At 64.4% G+C, this 14,333-nt stretch carries 9 protein-coding genes and 1 pseudogene; 4 read left to right on the plus strand and 6 right to left on the minus strand.

Annotated elements, in window-relative coordinates:
- Nucleotides 1-13 precede the first annotated feature (13 nt).
- Together ACFWAY_RS44975 and ACFWAY_RS44980 are read right to left on the minus strand one after the other, a co-directional pair.
- A complete protein-coding gene (locus ACFWAY_RS44975; protein ID WP_378515106.1) occupies nucleotides 14-898 on the minus strand; it encodes a universal stress protein in 885 nt (294 codons plus the stop codon).
- A gap of 802 nt (nucleotides 899-1,700) precedes the next feature.
- Entirely contained in the window at nucleotides 1,701-2,612 is a 912-nt protein-coding gene (locus ACFWAY_RS44980; protein ID WP_378515116.1) for a cytidylate kinase family protein, read from the minus strand.
- Between the two features lie 262 nt (nucleotides 2,613-2,874).
- Between ACFWAY_RS44980 and ACFWAY_RS44985 the strand changes: the two genes are divergently transcribed.
- Nucleotides 2,875-3,162, plus strand: a complete 288-nt coding sequence (locus ACFWAY_RS44985) for an acyl carrier protein (protein ID WP_378515107.1) — start codon at nucleotides 2,875-2,877, stop codon at nucleotides 3,160-3,162.
- On the opposite strand, the gene ACFWAY_RS44990 is transcribed toward ACFWAY_RS44985, so the two are convergent.
- The 4 genes and pseudogenes from ACFWAY_RS44990 to ACFWAY_RS45005 form a co-directional block, all read right to left on the minus strand.
- On the minus strand, nucleotides 3,047-3,346 hold the full coding sequence (locus tag ACFWAY_RS44990; protein WP_378515117.1) for a dsRBD fold-containing protein: 300 nt from the start codon (nucleotides 3,344-3,346) through the stop codon (nucleotides 3,047-3,049). The genes ACFWAY_RS44985 and ACFWAY_RS44990 overlap by 116 nt on opposite strands.
- A gap of 190 nt (nucleotides 3,347-3,536) precedes the next feature.
- A pseudogene (locus tag ACFWAY_RS44995) lies at nucleotides 3,537-4,174 on the minus strand (response regulator transcription factor).
- 582 nt (nucleotides 4,175-4,756) lie between these two features.
- Nucleotides 4,757-5,029 (minus strand): hypothetical protein, encoded by a 273-nt coding sequence (locus ACFWAY_RS45000; RefSeq protein WP_378515120.1) that lies wholly within the window; start codon nucleotides 5,027-5,029, stop codon nucleotides 4,757-4,759.
- Between the two features lie 529 nt (nucleotides 5,030-5,558).
- The gene (locus ACFWAY_RS45005; RefSeq protein ID WP_378515108.1) at nucleotides 5,559-7,037 is read right to left on the minus strand and encodes an APC family permease; all 1,479 of its coding nucleotides are present in this window, start codon (nucleotides 7,035-7,037) and stop codon (nucleotides 5,559-5,561) included.
- 1,009 nt (nucleotides 7,038-8,046) lie between these two features.
- Here ACFWAY_RS45005 and ACFWAY_RS45010 point away from each other — a divergent pair.
- The 3 genes from ACFWAY_RS45010 to ACFWAY_RS45020 all read left to right on the plus strand — a co-directional run bounded on the left by ACFWAY_RS45010 (nucleotide 8,047) and on the right by ACFWAY_RS45020 (nucleotide 13,638).
- Nucleotides 8,047-10,020 (plus strand): potassium transporter Kup, encoded by a 1,974-nt coding sequence (locus ACFWAY_RS45010; protein ID WP_378515119.1) that lies wholly within the window; start codon nucleotides 8,047-8,049, stop codon nucleotides 10,018-10,020.
- Between the two features lie 1,202 nt (nucleotides 10,021-11,222).
- Complete coding sequence (locus ACFWAY_RS45015; protein WP_378515110.1) at nucleotides 11,223-12,239, plus strand: S1C family serine protease; 1,017 nt, start codon at nucleotides 11,223-11,225, stop codon at nucleotides 12,237-12,239.
- A gap of 310 nt (nucleotides 12,240-12,549) precedes the next feature.
- Complete coding sequence (locus tag ACFWAY_RS45020) at nucleotides 12,550-13,638, plus strand: hypothetical protein (protein ID WP_378515112.1); 1,089 nt, start codon at nucleotides 12,550-12,552, stop codon at nucleotides 13,636-13,638.
- Nucleotides 13,639-14,333: the final 695 nt, after the last annotated feature.

Below are 14,333 nucleotides of genomic sequence, written 5' to 3' on the forward strand. Positions count from 1 at the left end.
CGTGCCGGGGTGGCTACCGGACGATGAGGAGTGGGCGGTTGACCGAGTTCATCAACGTCCTGGTGGTCGATCCCAACAGCATGCTCGCGAACCCGCCCCGCCCGCGGCTGCCGACGACGAGCAGCTGCGCATTCTCGGCTTCCTCACGCAGGCCGCGTGCGGGTTCGTCCATGACGACGACCGGGCGGACCGTCACGTCCGGGTATTTCTCGGCGTGGCCGGCGAGGTACTCCCACAACTGGGCTGTTTCGTCCTTGACGATCTGCACCCACACGGGGTCGCCGTCCTCGAAGGCGAAGGGGATGTTGACGTCGGACCAGGCGTGGACGGCCACGAGTTCGGTCTGCCGCAGTGCGGCTTCCTCGAATGCCATGGAGACGACTGGTTCAGTGTGCGCGGATCCGTCGACGCCGACGACGACGGGTCCTGAGAGGTCGGTGATGTCGGTGTCGGGCAGGCCGTGGATGACGGCGACGGGGCGGTGTGCGTGGGTGGCGACGGCCGAGCTGACCGAGCCCAGGAACATCCTTTCGATGATTCCTTGCCGGTTCGCACCGACGACGACCATGCGCGCAGTTTTCGCATGCTCGAGGAGTTCACCGGCGGGTGTCTCGGTGCCGAGGACGGTGTGGATTTCGAGCGAGTGACCGGGTTCGGGTACCGCGTCGGCTGCGACCTCGGCGGCCCTGGCCAACCTCTTCTTGGCTTCGAGTTCCTCTTCTTCGAAGAAGCTGGCGGGAAGGCCGACGGGTGCGCCGTAGACGCCCGGACGGAGCATCGTGGTGAGCACCGTCAACGGAGAGTTCCGCAGTGCCGCTTCCTTCGCGGCCCACGACACTGCCTGCAGTGATGACGGTGATCCGTCTGTTCCGACGACGATCGGACGGTCGGCAGCCATGTTGTTCCCTACCTTCTGGGCGGGTGGTGGCACGGTGGGAGGGCGTGTCCTGAGATCCATGGTCGTCGCCTTTGGGGCGGAGGTCCACCCGCGGCCTTGCCAGTCCCTACTCTTCCGACGATGTCAACGGTGACCGTTGTGCACATTCACCGACGTGCGGTCGCCCTTTTGATGGAGCTGGTCGTGGACCCGCGGGGCCAGCGTTCGGGAGGTTCTCGCGTGCCTTCGTTCGGGGCTGAGGCCGAGGTAGTCCAGGTCCCGTTGCTGGGACGTTGCGCTGCTCGCCGCCCTACGGGTCGTACGGCGGCGCGGGGAGGGGTATGTTCCTGCTCCGGGTGTCGCCGGGTGTCGCCGGGTGTCGCCGGGTGTCTCCGGGTCGCCAGGCCTGGCTGAGGGGAGGGAGGACCACAGGAGAGCGGTTCCGCGCCCGGAATATGGCCAATGATCTTCTGCCCTTTTGATTCTCGTTTGTGTTCCGCCGGGTTGTGGAGTCCGCTGGTAGTGCAGCCAAGGATATGGATAACCTGCCAACCCAGCAGGAATGCCTCTCGAGATTTCGAGTATGGTCTGTCCGTCGACGTCGACCCTGTGCGGCGGGACCTGAATTCGAGGCCCATCCAGCCCGAGATCTGCGCGTCGTTCTGTTTGTCGCACGCGGTGGGCTCCGCGGGGCGGAAACAAGGCCAGGGCCTGCGCCCGCAGATGTATGGCTGAAAAAAATAGCTGACAGATGAAGTGGGCGGGTGCCGGGCGGGGTGGGTGGATCATTCGCTGCCCGATGTTTTCCAATGACACAACCTGCTTATTTACGCCCTACCTGGTCAGCCGTGTCTGGATATAAGGGAAAACGAAATCCGTGAATATGCTCCCAATCGTACATCCACTTTCGCTGCGCTTCCGTGAATAAAAACTCATCCGCAGTAATCCCGGCGGTGACCTCTTCTCCGCCTTCGCTCTCAAGCAAAGCTGGCACCAACACCTGCTTTGCGATCAGCGCTCTGCTAAGAGCATCGTGCCCCCGCAGCGCAAATACTTCCGGCGAGCTGTATCCGACAACAGGTTGCTCCCACGCCGGTGCGGCACCGGACTCAATCGCAGCCAATTCCCGGACTGGTTCGATTGTTGGGATAACACGGCGTGGGCTCGCCCGCAGCTGGAGGCCATCCGTCGGCGGGCCGTTCACTACCTGAAGAACTTCGGATACGACCGTGTCCAACGGTGCGTCAGAAGTGTCAATCACCAGGTCGTAGTTCCTCAGCCTGAAGATATCGACGCCGTACTTATCCCTAAAACGCGAACGTTCACTCGAACTTCTAGTACGCGCATCCTGCGCAGCATGTTCCACGGACGTGTAACTTTCGACATTTGATTCGCGAGTCCGGTGCAATCTCTCAGCGGCCACAGTCGGGTCTATGATGAGATGTAGTTTGAATGCATTTGGAACAAAATGCCAAGCCAGTCGAGAATCGAATATCAATGCAGTAGTCTGCGCGCCCTTCCTCTGCAGAATACTATCTATACGCAAATCAATCGACTGATCAAGTTCAGCTCTCTTGTTGACATCCACAATTGATACGCCCAGCGAAGCTGCCAATTCTCGCTGTAGTGCGCCAGTGCTGACAATATCCATGCCGCAAATCCGCGCAAGCTCTCGCCCGACGGAACTCTTCCCGCTTCCCGGTTCACCACTGATAGTGATGTGCCGGAAGTGCATAATATGTCCGATCTGGCCGACACGGATCAACAACGAGGCTGACAATTTTACGGTCTGGGCATGCGGTTCGTGGCCAGTGTCGGCCAAAATGCTTACAGACCATGCGGCGAGCCCGGCCTGTCACCTTCAGGCAGGGGGCGCCCGACCAACGATCGTTGCGTCTCGAGCGGACTCGCCATCACCTGCTCGCACTCGATGGGATCCAAACCCTGCGCACCACCGTAGGCGCCCTCGACCTCGACCCGGCCGTCGCGGTCGACGCGTGCACCGCAGGGACGTCGCACCCGAAGTCGAGGGCGGCGACGTGGTCGCGGACCATCCGGTTCGGGATCAGGTGGATCTCGATTCGCTGGATTGGCTGGACTTCCTCGTCAGGCTGCATTCGACCTTCGGGATCGACATACCGGAGGCCGACTACGGAAGGCTCGTCACCCTCACCGACGTGACGGACTACGTTGCCGCCCGGGTGACGCATGAGTCGCCGGGGACCACACACGCGGGGGAGCCGCCGCTGACGTTCGATGTCGAAGCCGCAGAGCGCTGCGGGTGATCGCCTCGTACTTGGAGGCCGATTCGAACAACTGGTGTGAGAGGTCGGCCAGTGCGCGGGCGACGGCGAGCTGCTTGCCGATCGTCACCACGTCGAAATGGGTCGAATGGAGGCGCGCAGATCCGGTGCCCTCGAGTGCGGTGTCGTCCGGTCTCGGTAGGCGGGCCCGCGCCGACACCGACATGTCCGCGTCGTCCGGTTTGTGCCCGTCGATGACGATGCTCACCGACCACTGTTCCCCGTTCACATCCACTCCCGTCGTCGCCGGATGCTGCGATCTCTTTCTTCACATGCCTCTCGTGCGTCTCCATCGAACCTCGGCCGGGAGTGCCGGAAAAGGGTCGCAAGTCCTCGGCCGCAGTGACATCCGGCGCTCACCGTGGAGGCCGCGGACCTCGGGCCCCGCTGCGGGTTATCCCCCGCCGTCGGGCGCTGTCACGGATGTACTGCGCGAACTCGCGCACTGCCGCAACAACCGGGTGCGGCGCCGAGCGCATTAGCGGACGATGAGCAGCGGGCACAAGAGCAAGGAGTGTCCGTTCCTGGTCGGTGAGCCCCGCGAAAGGGTCGTCTTCCGCGTGTGCGTCCGAGTGGAGCTTCGCCATCCACGGGGCGGCGGCACGACTGTCGAGCAGTGATTTGCCCGCACCCACCTCGTGGACTGCCCCGGTCAGTTCCATCCCGCGGATGTCCTTGACGACATATCCGCTGGCCCCGGCGAGGATGGCGTCGAGCATCGCCTGGTCGTCGGTGTAGGACGTCAGCATCAGGCAACGCATGCCGGGCATCCCGGAGAGCAGTTCACGACACAGTTCGATGCCGTTGCCGTCGGGCAGCCGGACATCGAGCGCGGCAACGTCGGGTATCAGTGCCGGGGTTCGAGCCGGCGCGCCCGCGAATACGTCGCCGGTTCCCCGATCATGGTCAGTTCGGGGTCCACGGTGAGAAGAGCCGCTATCCCACGGCGGACCACCTCAGGATAATCGACCAGAAAAACGTTGAGCGCAGCCAACTGTCGGGAATGGCAGTGGAGGGCTACGCCGCCTCCGGGGGAGGGTTAGTTAGAGCGTGCCGGCCGCGTCGATCGGTTCGAGGAACTCGATGGCAGGCGGGCCCTGGGCCCCTGCGCGCTCGGTGACTGGGCGATCTTCGTATTGCCTTCGAAGAATTTCCTGGAAGGGCTCGATGCTGTCCCACTCGTCGGTGACGACGAGCTCACCAATGACCTCGGCGAACTCGATGATGTTGTATGCCAGCCTGTTTCGTACCGTCGGTGATCTCGTCGAGTAACGCAGCGTCCATCTCTGATGGACTGTTTGGCCGCTTCCAGATCTGAAACGGTGAACCGGCCAACTTCGATCAACTCATCGTCGGCCGCCTTCGAGTCGAAGGTGGTTGCACCGTCTGCGAGTCTATCGCGAAGATCGCCTTGATCCAGGATCGCAGGCGTCTACCGGTCGCCACCGCCATTGTGACTGCGACCAGCACAGCAATGGGCCCCCGGTGGCCGGAGCCTGGCAGGCGATGTGACTGAGTGTCGCCGGGAGACCAGGCACGTGGTCGACAGTTGTTCCCGGGCGGTGCCTCTCTATTGTCAAGCCGCCCTGTCGGATTCTTTCTCGTGTTGCCGGTGGCTGCGTTTTTCGTCGGTGAGCATGATGCGCCAGACGTGATCGGACAGGTGCCGTTTGAGGCTGCGGGTCGCTGCGCGGGGGCTCTTGCCCTCGGCGATCTTTGTGTCGTAGTACGCGTGCCCGGCGGCGAGGGTGGCGTCGATGCGCAGGGAGCCGAGGTCGGTGTTGGTGACGGGGTCGACCGCGGTGGCGGTGTGGGTGGACTTGTGGGGATCGATGCCGATGACGATCATGGAGGACGGTTCCCTTCTCTGTCGTGATGGGGGATCCGCGGAGGACAATCCGACTTCAAGTAGTCAACCCGCAGGATGGGGTGTCAAGAGGCTCAGGAGTCAACACTTCCGTTCTGCTACGGCACATTACGGGCAGCTAACCCGACCACGGACCGCTCCCACGAACATAAGTCGGGAATCTCGAGACCGACAAGATCGACGCCACGTACGACGCTGGGTACCGCGGTTGACCCATCCCGTCGCGGAGAAGGCCCCACCGTACACGAAATCAGCAGCAGCAGAGGGAGGAAGGCGATCCATGCCTGACCCCGACCCACGCGGGGACGGGAGTGAGTGGGACAGCACGGTGGCCCTTGGTGAACATCAGCCCCCGGGTTTCGGAGCCGACGAATTGCGAGGTGCGGCGGTCGCAGGAGCAAGAGTACGACCTGCTCGCACGATTCGGACGGCACGGTCGCGACCGGCGACGAAACGACGGAGGGGACGAATGGATCGGACTTCGTTCTACCGGTCGTAGCGATGGGCGGGATCAGGCTCCCTCGTCCGCGGCCAGGTGGTCGATGTCGGAGAATTTCGTGTCGAGCCCGCTGCGCTTGTTGATCACGAAGGTGATCGCCCACAGCACGATGCCGACGACCAGCATCACTCCGGCGATCCGGTATTGGATCATCTGCTCCTCGGTGCGTGCCCACGGTCCGGCGAGGAAAAGACATAGCACCGCCGCGACAACCGGCACCCAGACGGGAGCGCGGAAGAACGTTTTGTCCGCCCGCCGTTTGAGCACGAGGCACGCGATGTTCACGACCGCGAATACGAACAACAACAACAGCCCGGTCGTCCCTGACAGGGCGCCGACCACCGAATTCCCGGACATCTGGTTGACCACGACGATGAGCACAAGAGTCATGCTTGTCGTGAACACGATGGCCGCCCAGGGCGAGCGGCGCGCCGGCAGGACGGACCCGAGTACACCCGGGAGCACCTGCTGCTTCGCCAGCCCGTAGATCAGTCGACTCGCCATCAGCATGTTGATGAGTGCGGTGTTCGCGACCGCGAACACCGTCAGATAGGGAAAGATCTCATCGATCGGCAGCCCGGGTGCCCCGAGCCGGACCACGTGCAACAGGATCCCCTCACTTCCGGAGTCGTAGTCCAATGGGAGCACAGCGATGACCGCAACAACGACCAGGATGTAGATCAAACAGGTGACTCCGAGACCGGTGAGCATCATCTTGGGAAAGATGCGTTCGGGGTTCTTTGTCTCCTCGACCATGTTCACCGAGTCCTCGAATCCGACCATGGCGAAGAAGGCGATGGCGGTCGCAACCGTGACCGCGAGGAACCATCCCTTCTCGTTCGGGTCCTCGAATACCACCAGATTCCCGATGTCGCCTTCGGCGCTGCCGCTGCCGGCCGCGACGAGGCCGATGACGATGACGACTGCGAGCGCGGTCATCTCGATGAGGGTCAATACCACGTTCAACTTCACAGATTCGCCGACGCCACGGAGGTTGATCACGGCGAGCAGGCTCATGAAGAGCAGCGCGACGACGAGTTGTGCGGTATCCCCGGTCGGAATGTCGAACCAGCCCACTCCCTCTGCATCACTGAATGTTTCGTGCAGCCCGGCTAGTAGGTTACCTGCGACCACGTTCGATGACGTCGACGCACTCGTAATGCCCGAGCAGATGACGGCGAACGCAACAATGAACGTGACGATTTGGATGCCGAAAGCCTTGTGCGCGTACAGGGCGGCGCCGGCGGCCTGGGGGTATTTCGTGACAAGTTCGAGGTAGGAGAAGGCAGTCAGCGTTGCAATGATGAACGCGAGAATAAACGGAAGCCAGGCCATCCCGCCAACGTTCTCGATCATGCTTCCGGTGACCGCGTAGACCCCCGCCCCGAGAATGTCGCCGACAATGAAGAAGAGTAGCAACCCGGGCCCCAGAACCCGTTTGAGTTCACCGCGCTTACCGGCGGCGCCCGGGTCGCCAGTAGCATGTGACATGCAAGAAATCCTAGACCCGCAGGTGATCGCAGGTAGTGCTCGGCAGCACCTACCCGCCTGGCTGTGACCGGCCAGGATGTTTGGCGGGATCTCCACCCTGACCGCGTTCTGGCCGGCCGTGGAGATCGGGGATTGGCAGCGGCTGACCGGGTGCGCCATCGGTACTTTACTGGGATTGCCCAACACTCTTTCGGCACAATGCGTGTCCCGGAGTCGATCACCAAGACCGTTAGCCTCCGGCTGCTGATCGAGGCTGCATGGCGTCACCGCCCGTCCTACCACCGAATTGTGGAGCTGCGCAGACGGTGGGCAAGGCTACCCCGCCGCCGGCGGTAAGCAGGACAACCGGCAACTGCACTTTCCTGGGCTGCGCTTTGAGCGCGCACGGAACGTCCCTCCCTCGCGAACACCGCGGTGGCCCGTGAAACTTGCCGGCTGGTGCTGGTCATTGGCAGTCCTGGAGAGCGGCCGCGAGCCGCAAATGCCCGGACGTGGCCCACGGTGGTGGCGGTGGCACCTGGGAGTGACTCGCGACCGATCTCTGAGCACGCATCAATCTCGCGTTGAAAAGACGTTCGCGGTCATCAGCTTGGATGCAGTGCCCCGGTAGCGGGCTGACGACTGGCACCCGGGGAGCGTCCCCCTCGCGGCGCTGTTCGACCGCACCCGAGATCGGGCCGCGGGCGATCCGCGCGTCGAGGACATGCTTGCCGCGTATACGCGCGGCACAGGGATCGGTTTGCCGGCGTCATGGTCATGTTCGAGGCCCGCCCCCCGCGGTGACCGCGTGGTGGTCGATGTCAGCGACCGTGAAGACGAGGCGCTGTCCTGAATGCCCTGCGTTCGGGCAAACCGGTGTCGAAGGCGGTGATCGCCTGGGCGGCCGAGGTGAGCTGAGTGGGACTGTGTGCCGGACAACTCCACCGGCTCGCGCTGTGTACGTGCCTGGCTTCCGCGACACGCAGGGAGAGGTGCTCGATATTCCGCGGTTAGTACCTCCGGGATGACAATGGGAGCCGGACCTGCAGACGAGGAGCACACCGTGGCCACTGAGTCCGGAGGTAGTCCGCTCGTTCGTGCGGTGGACGGTCGGGAAACGTTTCGGCTCGCCGTGGTGGTCGGCGCTCTCGGGGTCGTGTTCGGTGACATCGGGACCAGCCCGATCTACACCATCCAGACGGTGTTCAACCCGAAGGACCCGCACCCGGTGCCGATCAGCACGAACAACGTCTACGGCGTCGTGTCGTTGATCTTCTGGTCGCTGATGATCATCGTCACCGTGACCTACGTGTTGCTGGTGATGCGCGTCGACAACCACGGCGAGGGCGGGATCATGGCGCTGATTACGCTGCTGCGGCGCCTGGGTGGGGTGCGGGGCCGTCGCGTGACCGCGGTGCTGGCCGGTCTCGGTGTCTTCGGCGCCGCGCTGTTCTTCGGCGACAGCGTGATCACACCCGCGATTTCCGTGTTGTCCGCGGTGGAAGGCCTGAAGGTCGTCCAGCCGGGGTTGGAGGAGCTGATCGTGCCGATCACGGCGGTGATCATCGTGGGGTTGTTCTCCGTGCAGCGGCGGGGCACGGCGGCGGTCGGTCGGTTGTTCGGGCCGGTGATGTTCGTCTGGTTCGTGTCGATCGGGGCGTGCGGTGTGGCCGGCATTGTCGGACATCCGGAAATCCTTCGGGCGCTCTCGCCGACGTATGCGCTGAACTTCATGTTCGGGCACTTCGGCATCGCGTTCTTCGCGTTGACCGCGGTCGTGCTCGCGGTCACCGGTGCCGAGGCGATGTATGCCGATATGGGCCATTTCGGACGGCCGGCGATCACCCGGGGCTGGCTGCTGCTGGTCTTGCCGGCGTGCGTGCTGAGCTACCTCGGCCAGGGTGCGCTGCTTCTCGGTGACCAGGGCGCTGTGGGAAGCCCGTTCTTCCTGCTCGCCCCGGGCTGGGCGCGGTTGCCGATGGTGCTACTGGCCACCGCTGCGACGGTGATCGCCTCCCAGGCGGTGATCACCGGCGCCTACTCGGTGGCGTCGCAGGCGGCGAGGCTCGGTTACCTGCCGAGGTTGCGGGTGGTGCACACTTCGGAGTCGAGGATCGGTCAGATCTACGTTCCGTGGATCAACTGGGTGCTGATGGTGTCGGTGCTCACGCTGGTGTTCGCCTTCCGCAGTTCGGCGGCATTGGCGTACGCGTTCGGCATGGCCGTGACCGCGACGATCACGATCACGACGCTGCTGTTCTGCTACGTCGCCCGCACCAAGTGGGGCACGCCGTTGTGGCTGGTCGTGATCGGCGGCGGCTGTTTGCTTGTGGTCGACCTGCTCTTTCTGGCGGCGAACTTGACCAAACTCGTGCACGGAGCCTGGCTGCCGTTGCTGATCGGGCTCACGGCGTTCACGGTGATGACCACCTGGCAGCGCGGTCGCGCCATCGTCACCCGCGCGCGGGAGCGGGCGGAGGGATCGTTACGGGAATTCGTCGACCAGCTGCACGATTGTCGGCGGCCGCTGGCTCGGGTCCCCGGCACCGCGGTGTTCCTCAACCGCGGGAAGCAGACCGCGCCGTTGGCGATGCGGGCCAATGTCGAGCACAACCGCGTGCTGCACGAACACGTGGTGATCCTGTCGATCGACACGCTGCCGGTGCCGCGCGTACCGGATACGGAGCGGACGGAGGTCGATGCTCTCGGCTACGTCGAGGACGGGATCGTCCTCGTGACAGTGTATTTCGGGTACATGGAAACGCCGAACATCTCGGACGCGTTGCGCCTGCTCGACCCCGCCGACACCGAGGGGCCGATCGCGATCGAGGACGCCTCCTACTTCCTGTCGAAGATCGAGCTGACGATGGGGACGGCACCGACGATGGCGCAGTGGCGCAAGCGCCTGTTCATCGCCACCTCCTACATCACGGGCGACGCTGCCGAGTACTTCCGCCTGCCGGGCGAGCGGACGGTGATCATGGGTTCCCGAATCGACGTGTAGGGAAGTGGATCCGGCCAATCCGGTTCGTCCGACGCCGCGACAACCGATTGGCTCTGGCCGCACGTACATCGCCGAACATGGCTGGTGCCGAGCCCGGTTCGGTCTGCGACGTGTTTCTGCGTCGGCGACCGAGGCTGAACCGATCGACGGACACAACACCTCCGCAGGGAGCGGGGCGGTACTCATCAAACGAAATACCCCCGCAGTCTGGTGGTGCCCTTGATTCCGCCAGTTCGGCGACGGCCTGCGCCCAGAGGAAGGACTTTGGTGGTGCCCAAGTCCGCCACCGTCTTGAGTTGAACGCGGCCTCGAGGTGTTCGGCGTCGGATTCGCTCACACCCTGAAGCGCGGCGATCGGGGCCTGCGCGAGCTCGTCTACCGAAAGGGTCTCGTAGGCCTTGTCGAACCTTCGATGCGATACCTGCCATGTGCTCGTCCTCCAGTCCGCGTCGGATCGACATACCCGGCCCGGCCCTAATCGAGCGGACCGAAGATCAATTAATGCATCGGAACTATGGCCCGTACTTCTTCACCGGGAGCGTCCAGGCCACGTAGCTCATACCTCCTGCCGAATCCACATTTCATGTACGAGCAAACGGGTTTCCTTGGTGCCCAAGGATTTCCATCCCGCCGCCGTGTCGGACACGCCGTGCAACAAATGAGCCCGGACGCCGCGAGCGCGCGTACGGTGACCTTTCGACCCGACTGCACTCGGCCAGGACCGGATCCCACTACCCCCAACGCACGGCCATCGGGGGTAGTGGGATCCCGCACCTTTTCTGTGCGTTCGTCCGGCTCGTGCACAACGCGGCGGGCAAAACGACCATCAGCCTTCGTAGCGATCCGAGGCAACGGCACGGTCGTGCGAGATGGAGACTCACATGCCGGCCAAGGATGTGGTTGCGAAGACGAGCGGACCGTGACCGGTCCGCCCCGCATCGGCGCCCGAGAATCGTGAATCCTCACGGATCTGACAGGTGCCGCTGCCTCAACCACATCCGCATTGGCGATCGCCGCATCGATCTCGGAGGAACCTGATCCTCACGTACAGGATCAGGTTCCCGGTGATGGAACCACATATTCCTGGAATTGAAGCGGTTCGGCAGTGGCCGGCACGGGCGGCGCCAGGGGTATGTTGATCTGGTGGGCCCGCTGGCGGCAGGTGCTTGTAGGAGACCGATACCTCACGGAGGCGGTCGCTGATGCAGGCGCCGTCGACCGTACGTTCCTCGATCTGGGTGCCGCTGGTCGCGATCGTGATCCTCCTCCTCGCGGGATGCGGGGCCGAGGCTCCCACCACCTCGACCCCCGCAGCCGGGCCCGCCGTGGACCTGCCGGCACTGGTCCGGCAGGTGGAGGCCTCGGTTGTCACCGTGCTCACCGGGTCCGGTGTGGGCAGCGGCATCGTCTACAAGACCGACGGCACCATCGTCACCAACGCCCACGTGGTCGAGGGTGCCCGGCAGGTGAGCGTCGCCTTCGCGGACGGGCAACAGGTGGCTGCGAACGTGCGGGCCGTCGATCGGGTGGCCGATGTCGCGGTCCTTCACGCGGACCGCGCGGATCTGACTGCGGCGACGTTCGAGACAGCGCTGCCGGAGGTCGGCGCGCTCGCCGTGGTCATGGGCAGTCCGCTGGGGTTTGAGGACACGGTCACCTCGGGCATCATCTCAGGACTGCACCGTCAGATCCCCGGGTCGGCCTCCACCGGGGCGCCGCTAGTAGACCTGATCCAGACCGACGCTGCGATCTCGCCGGGCAACTCCGGGGGTGCACTGATCGACGGACAAGGCCGGGTCGTGGGGATGAGCCAGGCCTACATTCCCCCGGCGGCGGGTGCGGTGGCTCTGGGTTTCGCGATCCCCGCGGCGGATGTCGTCGACGTTGCGGACCAGCTGCTGGCCTCCGGGACCGCCCAGCATGCGTACGTCGGCATTCAGCCCGGCACGCTGACCCCGCAGATCGCCGAACAATTGGCGGTCGACCGCACCAGCGGTGTCGTCGTCCTCGAGGTCGTCCCGCTCGGTCCGGCTGCGACCGCGGGTATCCGGCCCGGCGATGTCATCACCGCGGTCAACGGCCACGACACCGAGTCGGCGGAGGACTTCATCGCGGCGCTCCGTGCCGTCGACCCGGGCGATCGAGTCGACCTGACCGTGCTCCGCGGCGGCGAGACCCAGCAGATCTCGGTCACCATGACAGACCGCCCCGCCGGCTGAACGACGATGCCAAGAGCGACCGATCCTGGCACGTTGCGGGCGTCATGGGCGTTGACCAGACCACTGTCAGCGTGTCCTCGTGACCCGAAATTGAGAAACCAACACCCCCACTGACCGGATGGGCCCGTTCGGCCAGGTACGCCGACCGCACCAGATCCCGCCGATTGTGCCCGGTCTTGTGGACGTTGCATCCTCGGACGCTGGTGGAGGTCTCTACCGGACAGAGGCAGCGGAGATCCGCGGCGCGCTGTGATCGACCCGCACCTACTGCCTGGAGTTTGGGGGCACACCGGGCGGGTACGCGAAGGCGGTGAATGAGCACCTGCGGGGAGGGCCATCCGGTGCGGCCGGTGAGCAGGTCTCGGTGCTGTTCATCGCGGATCCGGGCACGCCGGCGGCTCTCGCGGAACGCATCGCGGAGTCCCTGCCGCAACGCCTGCGAAGCCCTGACCGCCCCGAGCGTCGGTGGACGACGTGCGTGCGCCGCAAACCGTACCTGCCCGACGAGCAAGCGGATTTCGCGGATGTCATCGACACGGTCGATCCGTCCTCCGAAGCGGAGGACATCGTCGTGTATCTCACCGATCTGCCGCGCCGCGAGGACACCCTGCCGGTGGTGGCCGACGTCAGCGCCGACCACAAATTCGCGCTCATCTCGGTCGCCGGAGTGGGCGGTCTGCGCATCGAGCGCCGCGTCCGCACCGTCACCGAACTCGCGATCGCCCGCGTCCTCGGGGAACCGGAACTCATGCCCCCCGGCGCGGCGCGGCGGTTCCGGTCCGCGCAGACCGAGGACGGCGTCCGGTACTTCGCGCCCTCGGGGCTGCGGCGGCTGCGGCTGCTATCGGGGATGGTGCGGGCCAACCGGCCGTGGCGACTGGTCACCGGACTGTCGAAGGTGCTCGTCGGCGCCTTCGCCACGGGTGCGATCGCGCTGGCCACCGACACGATCTGGTTGTTCGCCGACACGATGGGCCCATGGCGTATGAGTGCGGCGACGATTTTGTCGATCGTGGCGATGATCCTCTGGCTGATCCTCGATCACGAACTCTGGGAGCGGCCGAAGTCGCCGGCGGAACGCGATCGATCGGTGCTCTACAACACCGCGACCGTGGCCACCCTGGTCATCGGCGTCGTCATCCTCCATCTGGCCCTGTTCTGCCTGCTCCTGTTCACCACGTGTCTCACTCTTCCCCCGGAACTGCTGTCCCCCATTCTCGGACACGGGGTGAACTTCTCCGACTACCTCACGCTCACCTGGCTGCTGGCGTCCATCGCCACCATCGGTGGAGCCCTCGGGTCGGGTCTCGAGGACGACGCCGCCGTCAAGGAGGCGGCGTACGGGGTCCGGCAGCGGCAGCGCATCGAGGAGACGCGGAGTCCGTCGAACGAGGCGTGATGATCGCGGCCTACGAACCTGCGACCCAATTCGCGAACGCTGACGAAGTTTGCGATATACCGTCGACCGATCCATCACCGGAATCGATCGCCTTTTGGCTGACGGACCGGATGACAGCGGGTTCACACACCCACTCCGAACTTGTACCTGAGCGCGTGAAGTGTGTGAGGTCCAGGTGATCGAGGAGGCGCGATCACTCCCGATATCTGGGAAGGCGTGTCGTCTCGACCGACATGGGATGTGGAAACCGACACACCACCGACACGAAACTGAAACCGCTCGCTAGAACCTACAGCCAGGTGTAGATTCACACGCTCGGTGTCACTTTCAGGCCCTTCCGACCTGTGGGTTCTCAACGTCTATTGTGTCCGCGGCTCAGTCCCATGTCTGGCAGATCCGCTAGTTCGAGTCCGGCAGACGGGTTGACTCCCGGGCAAGCGCGAGGCACCTCAGATCTCACTGCCTGGGCACAGGGTGGACCGGCCGCCCGTCGACCCGGGTCAAACGGCGCCCACATGCCCTGCACCGGTACGCTATTCGAACCATCGGCCATCGGGCCCGCCAGGTCCCAGATCACCTCGCCTTGCCTTCGCGGACGAGCCCCGGAAGGTCCACCGCCCGACGGGAGAGCGGGAAGGTGACCGTCCTAGAGTCGCATTGAGCCGGACTCCAGGTACCGCTGGTGGAACGAGAAC

This window comes from Rhodococcus sp. NPDC059968 (genome assembly GCF_042738615.1).
In the GTDB taxonomy this organism is placed as follows: Bacteria; Actinomycetota; Actinomycetes; order Mycobacteriales; family Mycobacteriaceae; genus Rhodococcus_F.

Bases quoted from the DNA above. Each gene is read 5' to 3' on its own strand.
- ACFWAY_RS44975 (WP_378515106.1), bottom strand. From the start codon at position 898: ATGGCTGCCGACCGTCCGATCGTCGTCGGAACAGACGGATCACCGTCA.
- ACFWAY_RS44980 (WP_378515116.1), bottom strand. From the start codon at position 2,612: ATGCACTTCCGGCACATCACTATCAGTGGTGAACCGGGAAGCGGGAAG.
- ACFWAY_RS44990 (WP_378515117.1), bottom strand. From the start codon at position 3,346: ATGTCGGTGTCGGCGCGGGCCCGCCTACCGAGACCGGACGACACCGCA.
- ACFWAY_RS45000 (WP_378515120.1), bottom strand. From the start codon at position 5,029: ATGATCGTCATCGGCATCGATCCCCACAAGTCCACCCACACCGCCACC.
- ACFWAY_RS45005 (WP_378515108.1), bottom strand. From the start codon at position 7,037: ATGTCACATGCTACTGGCGACCCGGGCGCCGCCGGTAAGCGCGGTGAA.
- ACFWAY_RS45010 (WP_378515119.1), top strand. From the start codon at position 8,047: ATGGGAGCCGGACCTGCAGACGAGGAGCACACCGTGGCCACTGAGTCC.
- ACFWAY_RS45015 (WP_378515110.1), top strand. From the start codon at position 11,223: ATGCAGGCGCCGTCGACCGTACGTTCCTCGATCTGGGTGCCGCTGGTC.